Origin of the sequence: Streptomyces bicolor, from assembly GCF_000719285.1 — a bacterium.
Classification (GTDB): Bacteria; Actinomycetota; Actinomycetes; order Streptomycetales; family Streptomycetaceae; genus Streptomyces; species Streptomyces bicolor.
The window spans coordinates 81,299-103,262 of the sequence record NZ_JOFS01000034.1 but is presented as its reverse complement, the minus strand read 5'-3'; the positions used below and the strand labels follow the sequence as shown (position 1 = coordinate 103,262).

14 protein-coding genes and 1 pseudogene are annotated in these 21,964 nt (G+C 69.5%); 2 read left to right on the top strand and 13 right to left on the bottom strand.

Annotation, left to right across the window (positions count from 1 at the left end; genetic code table 11):
* Window positions 1–2: 2 nt before the first annotated feature.
* Window positions 3–1,673 carry a choline dehydrogenase gene (betA, locus tag IF78_RS0134770; protein ID WP_031486556.1) on the bottom strand — a complete coding sequence of 557 codons (1,671 nt, stop codon included), beginning with the start codon at window positions 1,671–1,673 and terminating at the stop codon, window positions 3–5.
* 202 nt (window positions 1,674–1,875) lie between these two features.
* Here betA and IF78_RS0134765 point away from each other — a divergent pair, with 202 nt between their 5' ends.
* Entirely contained in the window at window positions 1,876–2,622 is a 747-nt protein-coding gene (locus IF78_RS0134765) for an IclR family transcriptional regulator (RefSeq protein WP_031486555.1), read from the top strand.
* A gap of 1 nt (window position 2,623) precedes the next feature.
* Here the strand turns inward: IF78_RS0134765 and IF78_RS0134760 are convergent, their stop codons facing one another.
* From IF78_RS0134760 to IF78_RS0134710, 12 genes and pseudogenes are all read right to left on the bottom strand, one after another.
* Window positions 2,624–3,754, bottom strand: coding sequence for an aromatic ring-hydroxylating oxygenase subunit alpha (locus tag IF78_RS0134760; RefSeq protein ID WP_031486554.1), 1,131 nt, complete (start codon window positions 3,752–3,754; stop codon window positions 2,624–2,626).
* Window positions 3,755–3,922: 168 nt separating this feature from the next.
* A complete protein-coding gene (locus IF78_RS0134755) occupies window positions 3,923–5,086 on the bottom strand; it encodes an NAD(P)/FAD-dependent oxidoreductase (protein WP_031486553.1) in 1,164 nt (387 codons plus the stop codon).
* The gene (locus IF78_RS0134750; protein ID WP_031486552.1) at window positions 5,083–5,445 is read right to left on the bottom strand and encodes a bifunctional 3-phenylpropionate/cinnamic acid dioxygenase ferredoxin subunit; all 363 of its coding nucleotides are present in this window, start codon (window positions 5,443–5,445) and stop codon (window positions 5,083–5,085) included. Before IF78_RS0134750 ends, IF78_RS0134755 begins: the two co-directional genes overlap by 4 nt.
* A gap of 214 nt (window positions 5,446–5,659) precedes the next feature.
* A complete protein-coding gene (locus tag IF78_RS49925; protein ID WP_031486551.1) occupies window positions 5,660–6,289 on the bottom strand; it encodes an MBL fold metallo-hydrolase in 630 nt (209 codons plus the stop codon).
* Between the two features lie 57 nt (window positions 6,290–6,346).
* Window positions 6,347–7,189 (bottom strand): annotated as a pseudogene (locus tag IF78_RS49920) (S-(hydroxymethyl)mycothiol dehydrogenase); the annotation flags it as partial.
* A 222-nt stretch (window positions 7,190–7,411) separates the two neighbouring features.
* On the bottom strand, window positions 7,412–9,199 hold the full coding sequence (locus IF78_RS0134740) for a BCCT family transporter (protein ID WP_037641915.1): 1,788 nt from the start codon (window positions 9,197–9,199) through the stop codon (window positions 7,412–7,414).
* Window positions 9,200–9,503: 304 nt separating this feature from the next.
* The gene (locus tag IF78_RS0134735) at window positions 9,504–11,804 is read right to left on the bottom strand and encodes an FdhF/YdeP family oxidoreductase (protein ID WP_031486548.1); all 2,301 of its coding nucleotides are present in this window, start codon (window positions 11,802–11,804) and stop codon (window positions 9,504–9,506) included.
* A gap of 76 nt (window positions 11,805–11,880) precedes the next feature.
* Window positions 11,881–13,641, bottom strand: a complete 1,761-nt coding sequence (locus tag IF78_RS0134730) for an amylo-alpha-1,6-glucosidase (protein ID WP_031486547.1) — start codon at window positions 13,639–13,641, stop codon at window positions 11,881–11,883.
* A gap of 51 nt (window positions 13,642–13,692) precedes the next feature.
* The gene (locus IF78_RS0134725) at window positions 13,693–14,517 is read right to left on the bottom strand and encodes a carbohydrate ABC transporter permease (RefSeq protein WP_031486546.1); all 825 of its coding nucleotides are present in this window, start codon (window positions 14,515–14,517) and stop codon (window positions 13,693–13,695) included.
* Window positions 14,514–15,431, bottom strand: a complete 918-nt coding sequence (locus IF78_RS0134720; protein WP_031486545.1) for a carbohydrate ABC transporter permease — start codon at window positions 15,429–15,431, stop codon at window positions 14,514–14,516. Before IF78_RS0134720 ends, IF78_RS0134725 begins: the two co-directional genes overlap by 4 nt.
* A gap of 20 nt (window positions 15,432–15,451) precedes the next feature.
* A complete protein-coding gene (locus IF78_RS0134715) occupies window positions 15,452–16,699 on the bottom strand; it encodes a sugar ABC transporter substrate-binding protein (RefSeq protein WP_031486544.1) in 1,248 nt (415 codons plus the stop codon).
* Window positions 16,700–16,844: 145 nt separating this feature from the next.
* On the bottom strand, window positions 16,845–17,861 hold the full coding sequence (locus IF78_RS0134710) for a LacI family DNA-binding transcriptional regulator (RefSeq protein WP_031486543.1): 1,017 nt from the start codon (window positions 17,859–17,861) through the stop codon (window positions 16,845–16,847).
* 347 nt (window positions 17,862–18,208) lie between these two features.
* Between IF78_RS0134710 and IF78_RS0134705 the strand changes: the two genes are divergently transcribed.
* On the top strand, window positions 18,209–21,871 hold the full coding sequence (locus IF78_RS0134705; protein WP_078662689.1) for a LamG-like jellyroll fold domain-containing protein: 3,663 nt from the start codon (window positions 18,209–18,211) through the stop codon (window positions 21,869–21,871).
* Window positions 21,872–21,964: the final 93 nt, after the last annotated feature.

The following is a 21,964-nucleotide window of genomic DNA, read 5'->3' as shown; positions in this document are numbered from 1 at the left end:
TCCTACTCCGCCTGCTTCTGGGCGTCACGGTGGCGGTAGTACGCGGCCTTCGACGGCGCGAGCGGCTCCTTGCCGAGGATCAGGTCGGCGGCCTTCTCGGCGACCATCATGACCGGGGCGTAGATGTTGCCGTTCGTCACGTACGGCATGACGGAGGCGTCGACCACGCGCAGTCCCTCGACTCCGTGCACCCGCATGCTGGCGGGGTCGACGACGGACATCTCGTCGGTGCCCATCTTGCAGGTGCAGGACGGGTGCAGCGCGGTCTCGCCGTCCTTGGCCACCCACGCGAGGATCTCCTCGTCGGTCTCCACCGACGGTCCGGGGGAGATCTCCCCGTCGTTGTAGGGGGCGAGCGCGGGCTGGTTGAGGAGCTTGCGCGCCACCCGGATCGCCTCGACCCACTCACGGCGGTCCTGCTCGGTGGAGAGGTAGTTGAAGCGCAGAGCCGGGTGCTCGCGCGGATCCCTGCTCTTGATCTTCACCGAGCCGATGGCGTCGGAGTACATGGGCCCGACGTGCACCTGGTAGCCATGGCCGCCGGCGGGCACGGAGCCGTCGTAGCGGACCGCGATGGGCAGGAAGTGGAACATCAGGTTGGGGTAGTCCACGTCCTCGTTGCTGCGGGCGAAGCCACCGGCCTCGAAGTGGTTGGTCGCGGCCGGGCCCTTCCTGAACAGCCACTGCAGGCCGATGAACGGGGCCCGCCACTTCGCCAGATACGGCTGCATGGAGACGGGTTGCTTGCAGGCGTACTGGATGTACACCTCCAGGTGGTCCTGCATGTTCTCGCCGACGCCCGGGAGGTCGTGGACGACCTCGATGCCGAGGGCGGCCAGCTCGGCGGCGTTGCCGACGCCGGAGAGCTGGAGCAGCTGCGGGGAGTTGATGGCGCCGCCGCAGAGGATGACTTCTTTGGCGCGGACCTGCTGGAGCGCGCCCCGGCCGCGCTGGAACTCGACACCGACGGCGCGCTTGCCTTCGAAGAGGACGCGCGTGACGAGGGCACGGGTCTTGACGGTGAGGTTCGGCCGCTTCATCGCGGGCTTGAGGTACGCCTTCGAGGCTGACAGCCGACGCCCACGATGGACATTCCGGTCGAACTTGGCGAAACCTTCCTGCCGGTAGCCGTTGACGTCGTCCGTGGGCGCGTAGCCCGCCTCCTCGGTGGCCTTGAGGAAGGCGTCGAAGAGGGGGTTGGTCGCCGGGCCGCGTTCGAGGACGAGAGGGCCGTCGTGGCCGCGGAACTCGTCGTCCGGGTCGGCCGCCAGACAGTTCTCCATGCGCCGGAAGTACGGCAGACAGTGTGCGTAGTCCCAGGTCTCCATGCCCGGGTCGGCCGCCCAGCGTTCGTAGTCCATGGGGTTGCCGCGCTGGAAGATCATGCCGTTGATGCTGCTGGAGCCGCCCAGTACCTTGCCGCGCGCGTGGTAGACGCGCCGGCCGCCCATGTGGGGCTCGGGCTCGGACTCGTACTTCCAGTCGTAGAACCGGCTGCCGATGGGGTAGGTCAGCGCCGCGGGCATGTGGATGAAGACGTCCCACGGATAGTCCGAGCGGCCCGCCTCCAGGACCAGGACCCGGTTGGCCGGGTCGGCGGAGAGTCTGTTCGCCAGTGCGCTGCCGGCCGATCCGCCGCCGACGATGACGAAGTCGTACTGCACAGGAGCCATGGTGCCTCGTCTCGCTCGCGCCGTAGATGTGCGAGGCATGCTAGCGCTGGTATCGCGATACGCACCAGGTTGCGAACCACGCAACCTCTAACGGCTTTATTACGCTGCGGTTGCTTGCCGTTACGTTGTTTACTACGCGTATAGTTTCACTGTGAGCAACTACAGCCCTGACACGGAAACGTCAAACTCGCAAACCGGCGGCGTGCAGTCGGTCGACCGAGCCATCAGCGTCCTGGAGATCCTCGCGCAGCGTGGCGAGGCGGGCGTCAGCGAGGTGGCGGGCGAGATCGAGGTGCACAAGTCCACCGCCTTCCGTCTGCTCGGAGCCCTGGAGGCGCGCGGTCTGGTCGAGCAGGCGGGCGAGCGCGGCAAGTACCGGCTCGGCTTCGGCATCGTTCGCCTGGCCGGCGCGGTCACCGGCCGTATCGACATCACTCAGCAGGGCCGTCCGGTCTGCGAGCGTCTCGCCGAGGAGATCGGCGAGACCGTCAACATCGCCGTGATGCAGGAGCACTACGCGATCAACCTGTACCAGGTGCGCGGCCCGGGGGCCATCACCGCGCACAACTGGGTCGGCCAGCTGACCCCCCTGCACGCCACCTCCAGCGGCAAGATCCTGCTGGCGCACATGCCCGCCAAGGAGCGCGCCGCGCTGCTGGCCGCCGCCGGTATGAAGAAGGTCACCCCGCGCACCATCACCGCGAAGACGAAGCTCGAGAAGAACCTCGCCGAGGCCCGCGAGCGGGGCTACGCCTTCACCCTGGAGGAGCTCGAGGTCGGCCTGCACGCGATGGCCGCCCCGGTCCGCAACCGGGATGGCGAGGTCATCGCCGCGCTCAGCGCCTCCGGACCCGGGTACCGGTTGACCGAGGAGCGCCTGCACGAGCTGTCCCCGGTGCTGCTCAAGGGCGCCCAGGAGATCAGCCACCGGATGGGATACCTGGGCTGAGTCACCCCTGAGGGGTGCCCAGGCGCTCGTTCACCCAGTCGTGGAACGCGCCGATGTGGTGCTCGCTGGGCACCAGCACGCCGCCCTTGGCGTACATCCGGGAGCTCATTCCGGGCTGCGTGCGCTCGCAGGCGTCGAAGTCCTGCTGGTTGACGCGGTGGAAGAGTTCCACGGACCGGCTGACATCCTTGCCGCTCTCGACGACGTGCGGCAGATACAGCCAGTCGCACTCGACGATCGTGCGGTCCACGGACACCGGGTACATCCGGTGGAAGATCACATGGTCGGGCACGAGATTGATGAACACCTGGGGCCTGACGGTGATCGCGTAGTACCGGCGGTCCTGGTCCTCGGCGACCCCGGGGATGCGGTCCAGGCCTTCGGAACCGTCGACGGTGAAACCCTGGACGTCCTCGCCGAACTCCGCGCCGTGACCCACGTAGTACTGGGCGGCGTAACCGTCCGCGAACTCCGGAAGTACTTCGGTGAGTTCGGGGTGGATCGTCGCGCAGTGGTAGCACTCCATGAAGTTCTCGATGATGAGCTTCCAGTTGGACTTCACGTCGTACGTGATGCGCTTGCCGACGGAGAGGCTCTCGATGCCGTAGCGCTCGAGCGACTCGACGTCCCCCAGGCGGGCGACGATCTCACCGACGACGTCCTCCTCGAACGAGGGCGGGTTCTCCGCGAGGCACACCCACACATAGCCGAGCCATTCACGCACGGCCACGCTCACCAGGCCGTACTCGGTACGGCCCACGTCGGGCATCTTGGTGAGGTTGGGCGCCGCGACGAGCTTGCCGTTCAGGTCGTACGTCCAGGCGTGGTACGGGCACTGGAAGGCCCGCTTCACCTCGCCGGTCTGCTCCGTGCAGAGCTTCGCGCCCCGGTGCCGGCACACATTGAAGTACGCGCGGATGGAGTTGTCCCGCGCCCGGGTGACGAGGATGCTCTCGCGGCCCACGTCGACGGTGCGGAAGGCACCGGGCTTCGCCAGCTCGGAGGCGCGCGCCACGCAGAACCACATGGTCTCGAATATGCGCTCCTGCTCCTGGGCGAAGATCCCCGGATCCGTGTAGGAGGAGCCGGGGAGAGTGGCGATCAGGCTGTCCGGCAGGCTGGTCGAGGTCACGGTGCACTCCTCGGGAGAACGTCGTGGAGGGGTCGGTCACGCGCCGGGAAGAGCGACTCCGGACGGCGTTGTGTATGGAGCAACGCTGCGTGCGATGTGCAACCGCAGCATGGGATGCCGCTGGGGCGGTGTCAAGATGCGGGCAGCGACGCCGGGAGGCAGGCGCTGTCAGGATGCGCCGGCGGCGAGTTGCTTGCGCCAGCGCATGAACAGCCGCGGCTGGTTCATCCCGAGCACGGCGACCGGATCCCCGGCCCGCCGGTAGACGGCCAGGACATCGCGGTCGTCCGCGGCGCCGGCCTCGATGGTCACGCTGTCCGCGCCGGCCGCGTGACCGGCGAACTGGATCTTCACGCCGTACTGGTCGGACCAGAAGTACGGCGGCCGGGGCGCACCCGGTTCCACCGCACCGCCCGCCAGCAGCGTGGCGACCGCGGCGTCGGGGCGCTCGCGAGCACCGGTCCAGTGCTCCACGCGGCGATGGAAACCCGCGCGCGGGTCGTACCAGTTGGCGCAGTCACCGACGGCGACCACGCCCGCCAGGCTGGTGCGGCCGTCGGCGCCGCACTTGACGCCGTTGTCCAGTGCGATGCCGGAACCTTCCAGCCACTCGACGTTGGGGCGTGCCCCCACACCGACGACGACGATGTCGGCGGCGATGCTGCGACCGTCCTCCAGCAGGACGGCGTCGACGCGCGTCTCCCCGCTCAGCCCCTTGACGCCCACGCCGCACTCCAGCCGTACGCCGTGGTCGGCGTGGAGGGCGGAGACGATGGCACCCATGGTCTCGCCGAGCGGTCCGGCGAGCGGCGTCGGGGCCGCTTCGACGACGGTCACGTCGAGCCCGAGGGCGTACGCGGTGGAGGCGACCTCGGCTCCGATGAAGCCTCCGCCGATCACCACCAGCCGTCCGCCGCGGGCCAGTTCGTCCCGCAGGGCGCGGGCGTCGTCCAGGGTGCGCAGGGTGTGCACTCCGGCCAGACCCTCGGAGCCGGGGAGGGTGCGTGCCGCAGCGCCGGTCGCGATGACGACTCCATCGGCCTGCACCTCCCGTCCGTCGCCGAGCCGGACGACACGCCGGGGGTGGTCGAGTCCGGTGGCGCGGACGCCGAGCAGCCATTCCGCCCCGAGGTCCTCGTCGTCGCTCTCCAGGGCGAGTTCGGCCTCGCCGAGGGTGCCGGCGAGGAACTCCTTGGACAGCGGGGGCCTGTCGTACGGGCGGTGGAGCTCATCCCCGACGACGACCAGACGGCCGTCGTAGCCCTGCTTGCGCAGTGAGCGCGCCGCCGACAGTCCGGCCAGCGAGGCGCCGACCACGGCGACGGTCCTCACGCGGGGCCCCCGGCCAGCCGGGCCGCGATGCAGGGCGGCAGGTTGGGCGCCTCGGTGGACAGACGGACGTAGATCATGCCGCCCTCGACGAGGACCTCGTGCGTCCGGACCGGAAGCTTGGCCGGCGGGGCGTCCACCGCACCGGTCCTCAGGTCGAACTTCGAAGCATGCAGCGGGCATTCCACCTCGCAGCCCTCCAGCCAGCCGTCGGCGAGCGACGCGTCCTGGTGGGTGCACGTGTCGTCGATGGCGAAGAGCTCGCCGTCGTCGGTGTGGAACACCGAGACCGGCGGATCGATGTCGAGCCGGTGGGCCTCGCCTCGGGGGAGATCCTCGAGACGGCACGCGGGAATCATCATGACACCTCGGTGCGTATAACGAAACGGATTGCGGTAAGCGCAACATCAGTCTGAGGTCGCCCAGAACCCTTGTCAAGGCATTCAGAGGGCGCTCTGGGGCGTTCCTTGCGTTGCGCGATATAGAACTCAACTCACATAGAACAACAACAGCCCGCCGCATCGGCTCCCGAGCGGCCGCGAGCCGAGGGCGGGCGTGCGTGGTCGCCGGTGGGCGTCAGAAGCCCCGGTCGATCCACTCCTGGAGGTGCGGCGCCTCGGCGGCGACGGTGGTCGTGTCCCCGTGTCCGGTGTGCACGACGGTGTCTTCCGGCAGCGTCAGCAGCCGGTCCCGGATCGACTCGACGATGGTCGGGAAGTGGCTGTACGACCGCCCCGTCGCCCCCGGCCCGCCCGCGAAGAGCGTGTCGCCGCTGAAGAGCGCCGACAGGGCCGGCGCGTACAGGCAGACCGCGCCGGGGGCATGGCCGGGCGTGTGCAGCACGGTCAGCTCGATGCCGGCCACCGTGAGGCCCTGGCCGTCGGTCAGTTCGGCGTCCGGCGCCCGGTCGGGGTGGGTCTGCTTCCACAGCGGCAGGTCGTCCGGGTGGAGGAGGACGGGGGCACCCGTGCGCGCCGCGAGTTCGGGCGCGGCGTCGATGTGGTCGTTGTGCGCGTGGGTGCACACGATCGCGGTGAGGCGCCGGTCGCCAACGGCCTCGGCGATGGCGTCGGCGTCATGGGCGGCGTCGATGACGATCACCTCGGCGTCGTCGCCGACGATCCACACGTTGTTGTCGACGTCCCAGGTGCCGCCGTCCAGTGAGAACGTGCCCGAGGTGACGAGGTGTTCGATGCGGGCGGCCATCAGAGGACCACCACCGAGCGCAGGACGTCGCCGTGGTGCATCCGCTCGAAGGCCTTCCGGCACCCCGACCAGGACGACCGTGCCGGCGAGGTCGCGGGCGTAGAAGGCCTGCTTGTACGTCTCCGGGCGGCCGACCGCCTCGATCACCACGTCGGCACCGAAGCCGCCGGTCAGCTCGCGGATCGCCTCGACCGCGTCGGCGTTCTTGGAGTTGACGGTGTGGGTCGCGCCGAGCTTCTGGGCCGTCTCCAGCTTGCGGTCGTCGATGTCGACCGCGATGACCTTGGCCGCGCCCGCCAGGTTCGCCCCGGCGATCGCCGCGGCCCCGACACCGCCGCAGCCGATGACGGCGACCGAGTCTCCCCGGCCGACGTTCCCGGTGTTGATGGCCGCCCCGATGCCCGCCATCACGCCGCATCCCAGCAGACCGGCGGCGGCCGCCGACGCGGTGGGGTCGACCTTGGTGCACTGCCCGGCCGCGACCAGCGTCTTCTCCGCGAACGCGCCGATACCCAGCGCCGGCGAGAGCTCGGTGCCGTCCAGCAGGGTCATCTTCTGCTTGGCATTGTGGGTGTTGAAGCAGTACCACGGCCGGCCCCGCAGACAGGCCCGGCACTGACCGCACACCGCACGCCAGTTGAGGACCACGAAATCTCCGGGCGCGACATCGGTGACGCCCTCCCCCACCGACTCCACGACACCGGCCGCCTCGTGCCCCAGCAGGAACGGGAAGTCGTCGTTGATGCCGCCTTCGCGATAGTGCAGATCGGTGTGGCAGACCCCGCAGGCCTCGATCTTCACCAGCGCCTCACCCGGACCCGGGTCGGGCACGATGATCGTTTCCAGGCTGACGGGGGCGCCCTTGCCCCGCGCGACGACAGCACGGACCTGGTGCGTCATGGCCACTCCTCGGCTGGTCGAGACTTGAATCAGATGTTGCTCATTACGGCACACATCTCACGTGTCGCAACACAGCATCGTTGAGCGCCGACCGGGGGTCAAGGAGCGGGGCGAGGGTTCTCCCGGCCGGCCGGGATCCCGGCACGGCAGCGCGAACGCCCGGCGGGGTCGTGGCCGCACAGGGCGGTGCCACGACCCCGCCGGGCGCGGGTGCCGCCGCTCTCAGCGAGCGGAGGAGGAGGTGGACTGCGTGGGTTGCGTGGCCTGCGTGGGTTGCGTGGCCTGCTCGGACGGCTGGGACTGCGCGGAGTCCGTGTCGTCGGTGGACGTGCACGGGCCGATGCGGAGTTCGAAGTCGCCGTCGTACTTCTCGTGGCCGGCGATGACGGCCGTCTCGATGGCTTCCTTGCCCTTGCTCCTGCGGATGATGAGCGGGTCCTGGCGCAGATCGCGGGTGAGCGCGATACACAGGCCGATCATCACCAGGGTGAAGGGTGCCGCGGCGAGGATGGTGAGGTTCTGCAGGCCGGTGAGCGCGTCGCCCTTGCCGCCGCCGATGAGCAGCATGATCGCGGCGACCGCCCCGGTCAGCACGCCCCAGAAGATGACGATGCCCCGGGTCGGTTCGAGGGATCCGCGCTGCGAGAGCGTGCCCATCACGATCGAGGCGGCGTCGGCGCCGGAGACGAAGAAGATCCCGACGAGGATCATCACGACCACGCTGGTCACCGTGGCGATCGGGTACTGCTGGAGCACGTCGAAGAGCTGGCCCTGGGCGGTCGCGGCGTCGCTCAGGCGCTTCTCGTCCTGCAGGTGCATCGCCGAGCCGCCGAAGATCGCGAACCACAGCAGGCTGACCGTGCTGGGCACCAGGATGACGCCGCCCACGAACTGCCGGATGGTCCGGCCGCGGCTGATCCGCGCGATGAACATCCCGACGAAGGGCGTCCACGAGATCCACCAGGCCCAGTAGAAGACCGTCCAGCCGGCCAGCCAGTCGGCGACTCCCTCACCACTCGACGCCTCGGTACGCCCGGCCATCTGGGTCAGGTCGCCGAGGAAGGCGCCGATGGAGGTGGGCAGCAGGTCGAGGATGAAGATGGTCGGCCCCACGAGGAAGACGAAGGCCGCCAGGGTCACCGCCAGCACCATGTTGATGTTGGACAGCCACTGGATGCCCTTGGCGATCCCGGACACCGCCGAGGCGACGAACGCCACGGTCAGCACCGCGATCACGGCGACCAGCAGGCCGGTGCCGACGGATCCAAGCCAGCCAAGTCCGGTGAATCCGCTGCCGATCTGCAGGGCGCCGAGCCCCAGGGAGGCCGCGGAACCGAAGAGGGTGGCGAAGATGGCGAGGATGTCGATGACCCGGCCACCCCAGCCGTTCGCCCGCTTCTCGCCGATCAGCGGCGTGAACACGGCGCTGATCAGCTGCCGGCGTCCACGTCGGAAGGTGCTGTAGGCGATGGCCAGGCCGACCACCGCGTACATCGCCCACGGGTGCAGCGTCCAGTGGAAGAGGGTGGTGGCCATGGCGGTCTCCATGGCCTGGTGGGCATCGGCCGGGTCGGTGCCCGGCGGTGGCGTGACGAAGTGCGACAGCGGTTCGCTCACGCCGTAGAACATCAGGCCGATGCCCATACCCGCGCTGAACATCATGGCGATCCAGGAGACCGTGCGGAACTCGGGCTGCTCACCCTCCTCGCCCAACGTGATCCGCCCGTAGCGGCTCATCGCCAGCCACAGGGCGAAGACCACGAAGCCCGAGGCGGCGAGCACGAATGCCCAGCCGCCGTTGCGGATGACCCCGTCCAGCAGCTTCCCGGACACGCTCTCCAACGTGTCGGTCGCCGTCGCTCCCCAGACGACGAAGGCAAGGGTGAGAACCGCGGCCACGCCGAAGACGACCATGTCGGTGCGGGGGCCGCCGGAGGCCGCCGGGCTTCCGGGCAGATCCGCGTCGACGGGATGACCTCGACTCCCGTCTCTTTCGCGGGTGTTGTTCATCAGCTCGTCCTTTCCACAGACGGCAGTGGAGTCCTTGTCGCGGACGACGTCATGGAGACTCGTCGGTGCTTCCGCCTGGCCGACCGGCGCGCCGGGGCGGATCGGAGATCGACGAGGGAGGGGGAGGCGGAGCGGGCGCCGTCCTGCGTCGTTGCGAATAATGCATCGGCATTCACTATGGGAAACAACCCTCTGGGCCCCGGGTAGGGCTGTCAAGGGGTCGGAGGTGCTGAGTTGCCCGACCGCGATCGGCCCGTCACCGCGAACGGCCGTGCAGTGGAACCCCGGCCGGCCGAACCCCGGGCTACGCGTCGGCGGTCACCGGTTCCAGCCGGACGACGATGGACTTCGACGTGGGGGTGTTACTGATGGCCGCCGTGGAGTCCAGGGGTACGAGCACGTTGGTCTCGGGGAAATAGGCGGCGCAGCAGCCCCGGGGCGTGGGGTACGGCACTGCCCGGAAGGCATGCGCCCTGCGCTCCACCCCGTCGCCGTACTCGCTGACGATGTCGACGAGGTCACCGTCGGCCAGGCCTCGCTCGGTCAGGTCGTCGGGGCGCAGGAAGAGAACCCGGCGGCCCTGGTGGATGCCGCGATAGCGGTCGTCCAGGCCGTAGATGGTGGTGTTGTACTGGTCGTGGGAGCGCAGCGTCTGCAGCAGCAGCCGGCCCGGCGGGACCCGGGGGCTCTCCAGCAGGTTCACGGTGAAGTTGGCCAGGCCGGTGGCGGTCGGGAACCGGCGCTCGTCGCGGGGCGGGTGGGGCAGCGCGAAGCCGCCCGGCCGCCGTACCCGTACGTTGAAGTCCTCGAAGCCGGGGATCACGCGTTCGATACGGTCCCGGATGCGGTCGTAGTCCGACTCGAAGTCGCCCCACGGCACCCGCGGACCTTCCCCCAGGGTGGCCCGCGCCATCCGGCAGATGATGGCGACCTCGCTGAGCAGGTGCCCGGACGCGGGGGCGAGCCGTCCCCGCGAGAGGTGCACCATGCCCATGGAGTCCTCCACCGTGACCAGCTGTGGCCCGCTCGGCCGCAGGTCCGCCTCGGTCCGGCCGAGACACGGGAGGATGAGGGCCTGCTCCCCGGCGATGACATGCGAGCGGTTGAGCTTGGTCGAGATCTGGACGGTGAGCCGGCACCTGCGCAGCGCCTGCTCGGTCAGCTCGGTGTCGGGGGCCGCGGCGACGAAGTTGCCGCCCAGCGCGACGAAGACCCGTACGTCACCGTCGCGCATGGCGCGGATGCTGTCGACCGCGTCGTGGCCGTGGTGCCGCGGGGGTGTGAAGGAGAACTCGGCGCCGAGCCGGTCCAGGAACGCGGCGTCCGGCTTCTCGTAGATGCCCATCGTGCGGTCGCCCTGCACGTTGGAGTGGCCGCGCACCGGGCAGAGTCCGGCGCCCGGGCGGCCGATGTTGCCGCGCAGCAGAAGGAAGTTGACGACGTCCCGGATGGTGGGCACGGAGTGCTTGTGCTGGGTGAGCCCCATCGCCCAGCAGACGACGATCTTCTCGGCGGCCGACACATGGCCGAACGCCGTGCGGATCTCCTCCTCGGACAGGCCGGTGGCCGCCAGGATCTCCTCCCACGGGGCCTTGCGGGCGCGCTCGGCGAACTCCTCGAAGCCATGCGTGTACCGCCCGATGAAGGCGGTGTCGAGGCAGGTGCCGGGCGCCTCGTCCTCCGCCTCCAGCAGCATGCGGTTGAAGGCCTGGAACAGCGCCTGGTCGCCACCCAGCCTGATCTGCAGGAACTGGTCCGCCAGCCGGGTGCCGCCGCCGACGACGCCGGAGGGCTTCTGGGGGTTCTTGAACCGGAGCAGTCCCGCCTCGGGCAGCGGGTTGACCGCGATGACGCGGGCGCCCCGCCGCTTGGCCTCCTCCAGCGCGGAGAGCATGCGGGGGTGGTTGGTGCCGGGGTTCTGGCCGACCACGAGGATGAGGTCGGCCTCGTGGAGATCCTCCAGGCTGACGCTGCCCTTGCCGATCCCGATGGTCTCCGTCAGGGCCGAACCGCTGGACTCGTGGCACATGTTGGAGCAGTCCGGCAGGTTGTTGGTGCCGAGCATCCGCACGAAGAGCTGGTAGAGGAACGCGGCCTCGTTGCTCGCCCGTCCGGAGGTGTAGAAGGCGGCCTGGTCCGGGTGGTCGAGCGCGGTGAGCTCGCGGGCGATCACGGCGAACGCGTCGTCCCAGGAGATCGGCCGGTAGCGGTCCGCGCCGGCCGGGCGGTACATCGGGTGGGTGAGGCGTCCTTGCTGCCCGAGCCAGTAGTCGCTGCGCGGGAGCAGGTCCTCCTGGGTGTGCTCGGCGAAGAAGTCCGGAGTGACCCGGCGTACGGTGGCCTCCTCGGCGACCGCCTTGGCGCCGTTCTCGCAGAACTCCGCCCGGTGCCGGTGTTCGGGTTCGGGCCAGGCGCAGCCCGGGCAGTCGAAACCCTCCTTCTGATTGACCCGGAGCAGAGTGAGCAGGCTGCGCCGGGCACCCATCTGTTCGCCGGCGTGCCGCAGCGAGGAGGTGACCGCGGGGAGGCCGGCGGCGTACTCCTTCGGCGGACCGACTCGCAGACGGGCGTCGCCGGGGTCCTCAGCAGGTGGCTTGCGAGTCATCTGGAGCGCTACTCCGCGGTGTAGGGGCCACTACCACGTTGCGAATTGCACAACAGTAGCGTTATGCGCAACGCGTCTAAGAAAGCCCGACCGACGACCTCCTGTCAAGGGAACGGCCCGCGTGCGCTTCGGCGAGGAGGAGGTAGCTGCTGGCGGTCCAGGTGTAGGCGCGGTCGCGCAGGCCCGTTCCGGTCAGGGCGTCGAAGTTCTCGGCGAAGCCATGGCTCTCGCACAGGCTGCGGAAACGGGCGCTGATCTCGTCCGCCAGTCCATGGTGGCCGGCGCGGCGCAGGCCGTCCTCGATGAGGACCGTGGCAGGGGCCCAGATGGGGCCGCGCCAGTAGCCGTCGGCCAGATAATGGGGCGAACTCGGCAGCTCGGTGGCCAGCCCGTACGGGGTCAGGTGGGCCTCGACACGGGCTGCGAGCACGCCGCTGATCTCCTCCGGCAGATGCTCGCCCAGGACGATCGGCATCAGGTCGAGCAGTCCGGCACTGTGCCAGGTGTCGCCGCTGTCGACTCCCCGGGCGACGAACCGGTCACCGGTCCAGAGCTGATCGAGCATCGCCGCCTGGGTCGCCTCGGCGGCCCCCGTCCACCGGCGGGCATCGTCCGGCCTGTCCAAGTCCGTGGCCAGGGCGGCGAGTTCGCGGAGCTGGAGGACGAGGAAGGCGGCCAGGTCCGCGGTGACGACGACGCGCTCGGGGTCGAAGACGGTGGCGTTGTCCCAGCCGCTGTCGTTGCCGTGCTGGTAGTGGGGCAGCTCGGCTCCGGTGGCGCGCCGTGCGGTGAGCCAGAAGTTCGTCCAGCGTTCCAGCCTGTCGTACGTCTGGGCCAGTTCCGCCCGGCCCGGCGGCGTGGCCAGGCGACGGCGCAGGTGCCCGAACGCCCAGCCGTGGACGGGCGGTTTGACGAAGTTGTGGAGAACCTCGGAGTGGGTGACCGAGTCGGGCAGCGCCCCGGTCTCGTCCTGGTGGTCGAAGGGCAGGTGGTACTGGTCCCAGGCCAGTTCGGGGCGACCGGGGGCCAGGGCCAGGGCGTTGAAGCAGTGGTCCCAGCTCCAGACCTTGTCCATCCAGTGTTTGGACATCAGGACGGCGGGCCGGGTGACCAGACCCACGGGGCGTACGGTCGCGGACCACACGACGTACGCGGCGAGTTCGGCGGCCGGGGTCGCGGCCGACCGCCAGGGGGCCACCGTGTCGACGAAGTCCGCGAAGGAGTTCCGCGCGGCCTCGACGATCTTGCCGAAGGTCACTGTCGACGCGTACGGCGGGCGGGCGGTGTCGAGTTCCTCCACCGCGATCTCCCAGACGCCGGCCGCCTCCGCGGTCACCATGAGGCCGCGGTGGCCGCTGCCCAGGGTCTGGTCACCGGCTGTGTGGGCGATGGTGCCGGACAGCACGGTGACGCGGTACCGGCGTCCGGTCTCGTACGACGTGAACACGTGCGCGTTCGCCGCCGGGTCGCGGAAGAAATAGGTGCCGCTGAACGGGGTCAGGGCCTGCGCGGCCGCGAAGACGCCGATGCCCAGGCCGCTTCCCCGCAGGCGTACGGTGTCCGGCGACTCGTAGGCCAGATCGACACGGCCGATCTCACCGGTCCAGCTGAGCAGTCCCGGTGTCGCCTCGACGCGGGTTTCGGCGCGATCACGCGTCGACGGGTCCACGGTGGCCAGACGCAGGACGGCGTGCATGCCGTTCTGGTGCGAGACGAGATGGAGATCCTCGGCGTACGTCTTCTCCGCCACCACGGGTGAGATGTCGAACCAGGACCCGTACATGCTGAACGGGATGTCGTGGACGGAGAAGGACGGGCCGGGCAGAGCGGCGGTCATGAAGTGCGACTCGTTTCTCGAGCACGGGGACTCGAACGGAGGGAAGGGAACTCAGTCCTTGACCGCGCCAGCGGTCACACCGGCGGCGACGTAGCGCTGGGCGAGGACGAGGATGACCGCGGCGGGCAGCGAGGCCACGACGGCGGTGGCCATGATCGCGTTCCACTCCTGGTTGTTGTTGCCGATGTAGTGGTAGATGCCGAGGGTGATCGGCTCGTGGGCGCCGCCGTTGACGAGCGTGCCGGCGAAGACGAAGTCGGACCAGGACCACAGGAACGCGAACAGGGAGACCGTGACGACGGCGTTGCGGCTCATCGGCAGGACGATCGACCAGAAGGTGCGCAAGGGTCCGGCGCCGTCCGTCCTCGCGGCCTGGAGCAGTTCGCCGGGGATGCCGGACATGAACGCCGTGAAGATCAGCACCGCGAAGGGGACGGCCAGCGTGGAGTCGGCGACGATGAGGCCAGGGACGGACTGGAGCAGGCCGAGCTGGAGGTAGATGGCGTAGAAGCCCATCGCCATGATGATGCCGGGGATCATCTGGGCCGCCAGCAGGAGGAAGTTGAGCACACCGCCGCCGCGGGGGCGCAGCTTGGCCAGGGCGTAGCCGGCGGGGGCGGACAGGGCCACCGTCAGCACGACGGTGCCCAGGCCGATGACGAGGCTGGTGCCGAGGTAGGGCAACTGCTCGTCCAGAACGGTGCGGTAGCCAGCGAGGGTGCCGTGGACGGGGAACAGGTCGGGCGGGCTCTTGCGCATGTCCTGGTCGCGGGTGAAGGACACGTTCAGCATCCAGTAGACCGGGAAGAGCATGATCCCGGTCAGCAGCACACCGACGGCCGTCTTCCACCCCGTACGCTTGCCGCTTCGGCTCATGACAAGGCCTGCTTTCTCTGCACCCGCAGGTACACCAGGCCGAACACCAGGGCGGCGACCACGAGCAGGTTGCCGACGGCCGCACCCGGGCCGAAGGCGGGCACGAGGTTTCCGAAGCCGAGCTGGTAGGACCAGGTGGCGAAGGTCGAGGACGAGTCCGCCGGGCCGCCCTTGGTCATGATCCAGATGATGTCGAAGACCTTGAGCGTGTAGACCAGGCCCAGCAGCAGGGTGATCGCGGACACCGGGCGCAGCAGCGGGAAGGTGATCCGCCAAAACCGCTGCCAGGCGTTCGCGCCGTCGATGGCCGCCGCCTCGTACAGCGAGGCCGGGATCGACTGCAGCCCGCTGTAGAGGACGACCAGGTTGAACGGGACGCCGATCCAGATGTTGGCGATGATCACCGAGGTCAGCGACCAGGACGGCGAGGTCAGCCAGTTGACCGGGTCGACGCCGATGGCGTGCAGAGCGGCGTTGATGATCCCGGACTCGCTGTTCAGCATCCACGACCAGGTGGAGGCCGACACGATCAGCGGCAGCAGCCAGGGCACCAGGAACAGCGCGCGCAAGGTCACCGACAGCCGGAAGTGCTGGTTGAAGAAGACCGCGAGGGCCAGGCCGATGACGTACTGGAAGACCAGGCACACGGCGGTGAAGACCACGGTGTGGAGCAGCGCCGGGGCGAAGGTCGGGTCGTCGAAGACGGTCCGGTAGTTGGCGAGACCCGTGAACGGCGCGTCGCCCTGGACGAAGGAACGGACCGTGTAGTCGCGCAGGCTCAGGTCGACGTTGCGGTAGAGCGGATAGGCGTAGAAGAGGGCGAGGTAGAGGGTCACCGGGGTGAGGAAGGCCCAGGCGGCCCTCCCCCGTGCTTCGCCCGGGGGGACCCCCGGCTGGGAGCGGGAATGACTCATCAAAGGGCCCTGGGATGCGGTCACTTGACGGCGGACTGGGCGGCGGTCAGCGCGTCCTTCGGGGAGTTCGAGCCGCTGAGGGCCGACTGGACGGCCTTCCACATCTGCTCGGAGATCTTGGGGTACTTGGTGCCGAGGTCGTCACTGGTCCGCCCCTTGGCCGCCTTGACCGCGTCGACCCACGGCTTCAACTCGGCGTTCGCCGCGACCTGCTTGTCCTGGACCTCGCTGGTGGGGGCCACGTAGGACAGGGTGGTGTCGGTGTCGTAGAGGTTCTCGGTGCTGGTCAGGCAGGTGACCAGCCTCTGCGAGGTGGCGTAGCGGCCGGTGTCGCCCTGGACCGGGATGGTGACGAACTCGCCGCCGGTAGGGGCGGAGGCGTTGCCTCCGTCGGCACCGGGGATGGGCAGGACGCCGTAGTCGAATCCGGCCTTCTCGGCGTTTGCCAGCTGCCAGGTGCCGTTCTCGGCGAAGGCGTAGTCGCCGCTCGCGAACTCCTGCCAGCTGGTGGTCTGGGTGTTGTTGATGACCGAGTTGGGCGCGTAGCCCTTGTCGAGCCAGTTCTTCCACAGGGACAGCGCGGAGACCGCCTCGGCAGAGTCGAGTTCGGTCAGCTTCGCGCCGGATCCCCAGAACCAGGGCAGGAACTGGAAGCTGCCCTCCTCGGTGCCGATCGCGGAGAACGTGATGCCCTTCTTGCCGGCCTTCTTCACCTTCTCCAGTGCCGCCGTCAGCGACGTCCAGTCCTTGACGGAGTCCGCGTCCACGCCGGCTTCCTTCAGCACCTCCTTGTTGTAGTAGAGAGCGAGGGTGTTGGCGCCGATCGGCGTGCCGTAGGTCTTGCCGCCCGACTGGCCGGCCGCGAGCAGGTTGGGGTCCGCCTTCGAGGTGTCCAGCTTGTTGTCGTCGGTCGTGGTGAGCACCCCCGCCTCGGCGAGCGTCGACACGACCGGGTTGTCGACGATGAGGATGTCCGCGGAGTTGTCCTGTTGCGCGGCGAGCAGCGCCTTGTTGGACAGGTCGCTGGTGTCGAAGGCGGTCCGCTTGATCTTGACGCCGGCCTCGGTGCCGCAGTCGTCCAGCAGCTTCGCCCAGTCCGAGCTCTTGTCGAACTGCGGGTACGGGTCCCAGATGGTGTACGTGCCGCTGTCCGCCGCATTGGTCCCGGTGCCGCCCGAGCCGGAGCCGCAGGCCGTGGCGCTGGTGGCGACGGCCAGGGCGGTCATGGCCGCGGCGGTCAGACGGCGCTGTCTGGAGAAGCTGTTCATCGCGAGGGTTCCTTTGTTCTGGGCATGCGGGTACCGAGGGCACGGGGTGGCGAGGGAAGAAGGGCACGGCGAACGGCGCTGTCGAGCCGTTCGAACGCCCGGTGAAGTGGAGTGAAGTGAGTCGAGGAGAACTACGCGGGTGCGGTCAGGTTGCGGTCCCTGCGGGCCCGGTGCTGGCCCGCAGGGAGATCGGCGGCGCCAGGAGGTGGTGCCGCGGTGGTCCGTCGGGCTGGTCGAGCCGCTCCACCAGCAGTTCGACGGCGCGCCGGCCCATCTCCTCGGCCGGTACGTCCGCCGCCGTGAGCTGCGGGGTCACCGTCTCCGCCCAGCGGCTCGCCACGACGCCGGTCACCGAGAAGTCGCGCGGCACATGGCGGCCCGACTGGGCGAGTCCCCGGAAGAGGCCGCCCAGAGCGGCCTCGTTCAGTGTGACCAGGGCCGTGGTGGCCGGGTCGTCGTGCAGGATGCGTTCCACGCAGGCCTGACCCGAGGCGGCGTCGTCCCCACAGCAGTACGTCCGCACCGTCAGCCCGCGCTCTGCCGCGGCCTTGGTGAAACCGTCCAGGCCGCGGTGCGCCGACTCGTAGCCGGCCCGCAGCAACTGTTCGGGCCGGTTGACGAAGGCCACTCGGCGGTGGCCGAGATCCGCCAGGTGGTGGACGCACGCCGCCGCCAGGGCGGTGTGGTCCAGGCCCACCCACCAGCCGCCGTCGGGTTGCGCGGTACGGCCGATGGCGACGAAGGGGAAGTCCAGAGCGGCCAGGTGTTCCGCCCTGTCGTCCTCCAGCCTGATCTCCATCAGGATCGCGCCGTCGACCCGCCGCTCCCCCAGCAGCCGCTGGAACGAGCGGTCGCTGTCCACGCCGCTCGGCGACAGCAGCACGTCGTAGTCGTAGGCCGCGGCGGCCTCCACGACACTGCCGATGAAATCCAGCTGCATCCCGGTGTAGTGGTTGCCGGCCGGCGGGAAGACCAGGCCGATGGTGCTGGTCCGGCCGTTGGCCAGGGCGCGTGCGGTGGCGTTGGGGCGGTAGCCCAGTTCGTCGATGACCTGCTGGATCTTCCGGCGGGTGTCGTCCGAGACCGGTCGCTTGCCGCTCAGCGCGTAGGACACGGTGCTGCGTGAGACACCGGCCCGCCGGGCGATCTCACCGATGTTCACAGCGACTCCTAGGTCGAACCGGTTCGATACGGCGGACCGGTCGTCGAACCGGTTCGCGTGAAGTGAAGGTAGGAACCGACCGAGCGCCTGTCAACACCCCTGACGTGACTCATGGATCCCGGCAGGATGCCTGGAGAATCCTTGTGCCGAAGGGATTGCTGGCCGAGTGTCCCGGTGCTAGCTTCGCGAACCGGTTCGATGAAGTGATCCCTTCCGACGACCGTGGCCTGTTCCGCGCCCGCCCCGCTTCCCCAGGCGTCATCCCCGCCACCCGAAGAATCCCCGTGCCGCTGTGACGCCCGACATCGAACCGGTTCGACCCGCACTCGACGATTGAGGACGCACTCATGCCATCCGCTGACAGATCCGCCCGGCGCCGAGCCCCGGCCGCCGTGGCCGCCGCTCTCGGCGCGGGCCTGCTGACCGCCCCCGCCGTCCCCGCGCAGGCGGCCGATGCGCCCCAGCCCGCCGCCCACTACACCTTCGACCAGGACGACCTCGCCTCCGGCAGGATCGCCGACAGCTCCGGCAACGGCCTGACGGCGACCCTGGTGAACGGCTCCACCGCCCGGTCCGTCGACGGCACCGGCGGAGGCAAGGCCCTGTCCCTGCCCGGCGGGGCGCCCACGTCCGACGGCGCATACGTCCGCCTGCCCCGCGAAGTGGTCGGCGACGCAAGCGACCTGACGGTCTCCGCCCGCGTGAAGTGGAGCGGCGACAAGTCGTCCTGGCAGCGGATCTTCGACCTGGGTACCAACACCACCAAGTACCTGTTCAGCACCCCGTACAGCGGCAGCGGACTGTTCCAGACCTCCGTCACCACCGGCGGAGGCGGCGCGGAGGCCCAGGTCCGCGGCTACGCGCCGCTCCCCGCGAACGAGTGGCGGACGGTCACCGTCACCCTCGACACCACCGCCGGCCGGCTCACCACCTACCTCGACGGCGTGGCGGTCTCCTCCGCCGCGACCCACATCAAGGCCAAGGAGCTGCTGGAGGGTTCGGCCACGGCGGCCGGCTACATAGGCAAGTCCTTCTGGCCGGACCCGCTGCTCAAGGGCGCGATCGACGACTTCACCGTGTGGCACGCGGCGCTGAGCGCCGAGCAGGTGGCCGGTACCGTCGGGGCCGTGCCGACGCCGCAGGATCCCTCGAAGACGTCCTTCGAGGTGCGTACGACGACCGGGACCGCCCCGCCCCTCCCGGCCGCCGTCCGCTCCTCCTTCTCCGACGGCTACGACCGCGACCTGCCGATCGCCTGGGACGCCGTACCGTCCGACGAGTACGACCGGCCGGGCACCTTCACGGTGTCGGGCACGGCGGCCGGACGTGCCGTGCGGGCGACCGTCACCGTGGTCCGCGAGGGGGAGCTCACCGTCGACCTCGGCTCGGACACCGGCGCCTTCCACGGCGGCGCCTCCGGCACCCTCTACGGCGTGTACGGACCGGACGTCCCCACCAACAACCTGATGGAGGGCATGGGCCTGCGCACGGTCTCGACCAAGGCGCAGGACGGCCCCCAGCACCCCGGCGCCGACGCGCTGGAGGTGGTGAAGCCGCTGGCGGACTCCACCGACGGTGATGTGTACATCTACATGACCGACATCCACCGCGGCTTCCCGTACCAGTGGCCGGGCGACACCCCCGAGGAGAAGCTCAGGCTCTACAAGGAGAAGATCGCCGCGCAGGTCGACCAGGTCATGAAGCTCCCCGAGGAGTACCAGGACAACATCGTCTTCGTGCCGTTCAACGAACCCGAGGGCAACATGTTCGGCACCGGCGAATGGAGCTACGACAAGGTCAGCTGGCTGAGCGACCCCGACGACTTCTTCGCCGCCTGGGACGACTTCTACAGGCTCATCAAGAGCAAGATGCCGGACGCCCGCATCGCCGGCCCCAACACCAGCGTCCTGTACGACCAGGTGAAGGGCTTCCTCACGCACGCCCTGTCCGCCGGCACCCTCCCCGAGGTGATCACCTGGCACGAGCTGAGCCACCCGGAGGCCGTGCGCGCGAGCGTGGCCAAGTACCGGGCGTGGGAGAAGGACCTGTTCAAGGGCACCGACCGTGAGGGCACTCAACTCCCCGTCAACATCAACGAGTACGCCTTCAACTACCACACCTCGGTACCAGGCCAGATGATCCAGTGGGTGTCCGCGATCGAGGAGTCCAAGGTGGACGCCGACATCGCCTACTGGAACATCGACGGCAATCTTTCCGACTCGGCGGTGCAGTCGAACCGCGGCAACGGCCAGTGGTGGCTGCTGAACTCGTACGCCTCGATGACCGGGCACACGGTGAAGGTGACCCCGCCGTTCCCCGGCGAGAACTACACCATGCAGGGCCTCGGCACGCTGGACGAGAAGAAGCGGCAGGCGCGGCTGATCTTCGGCGGATCCAACGGCAAGGGCCACATCACCTTCGCGGACGTCCCGAAGGACGTCTTCGGTGACCGCGTGCACGCCTGGGTGCGCGAGATCGAGTGGAGCGGGCAGGTCGGCGACAACTCCGGCCCGAAGCTGCTCAGGGAGACGAATCTGAAGGTCGGTGACGACGGCAAGGTGGTCGTCGACTTCGGCGACGGCGCGCTGCCGACGCTGAAGGAGTCCTCGGCGTACGAGATCGTCCTCAGCCCCGCCGGGAAGGCGCGGAGCACGCAGTCGCCACCCGTGCGCTGGCAGGGTTCGTACGAGGCGGAGGACGCCGCCCACACCGGGTCCGGCTACTCCAAGAACGGCCCCGAGGGTTCGCCCCGCGACGTGTCGAAGTTCTACACCTCCGGCGGCTACGACGTGGGCGGCCTGCGCACCGGCTCCGACGTCACGCTCGACTTCACGGTGGACGTGCCCGAGGACGGCACCTACGACCTGAACGTCTTCGCCAACTCCCTCAACACCTTCGACAAGGTGAAGGAGCAGGGCCCCACCAACGTTTTCCTGCGCGTGGACGGCAAGGCGGACAGCGAGCAGGAGCTGTACCTGCCGCTGGGCTACAAGTGGGTGGTGTGGGACCACACCGGCACCAAGGTCAGGCTCACCAAGGGCAGGCACACCCTGACGCTCGCCGCCAAGAGCCTCGACGGCGAGCGCGCCACCAAGGGCGACGCCATCGTCGACCGACTCACCCTGTCGTTGCCGGAGGCTTCGGCCGCCACCCAGGTGTACGAGGGCGAGCTGGCCTGGCTGGACGGAGCCGCACGGCCCGTCTACGACCTGCCCAAGCAGGCCGGGAGCCCGGCCACCGGTTCGGGCGCGGCCCGGCTGCCGAAGGACGCGACCGCCACGTTCTGGGTCTACTCCCCCGCCGACCGCGAGGCCACCCTCAAGGTCGACACCCTCAGCGGCTCGGGCGCCCGTCTCTCGGTCAACGGACACGACGTGCTGCGCCTGTCGCAGGGGAAGCGCAGCGTGGCCGTCTCCCTCTCGGGAGGTGTCAACAAGGTGACGCTGACGGGGGGTCCGGTCGCCACCCTGGTCGACCGCCTCACGGTCACGCCCACCGAGGGCGCCCTGGAGGCCCGTACCTATGAAGCGGGCGACGCCCGGCTCGCGGGCTCGGCCGCGCTCGTCCCGCTCTCCCTGGCGACCGGCGGCACGGCGATCACCGGCATCGGCGGCGACCCGGGCAACGGCAACACGGCGACGTTCACCGTGGCCGCCGACCGGGCCGGCCTGTACGCGCTGCGCGTCCGCTACTCCAACCCCGAGCAGTCCGAGGCCACGCACTACAACCCGGACCCACTCGCCCGCCACGCCGACATCACCGTCAACGGCGGCGAGATGCGGCGGGTCGGCTTCCCGCACAGCTTCCACCAGAACAACTTCTGGGAGCTGACCGTGCCGGTCCGCCTCGAGAAGGGGCGGAACACGATCGCCTTCCGCTCCGAGGAGCTGCCGAACTTCGACGGCACCACCTACGCCTCGGACACCTTCCCCGGTGTACTGCTCCGCTCCCGTTACGCGCCGCTGATCGACCGGATCACGGTCGCGCCCTATGCGCGGGAGGTGCGATGAGGTGAACACCACCGGCGGCAGCCCGCCGCCGGTGCCGCATACGGCCGCCCGTTGTGCAGCAGCATGGCGGACCGTGCCACGGTCGAGCGGGAG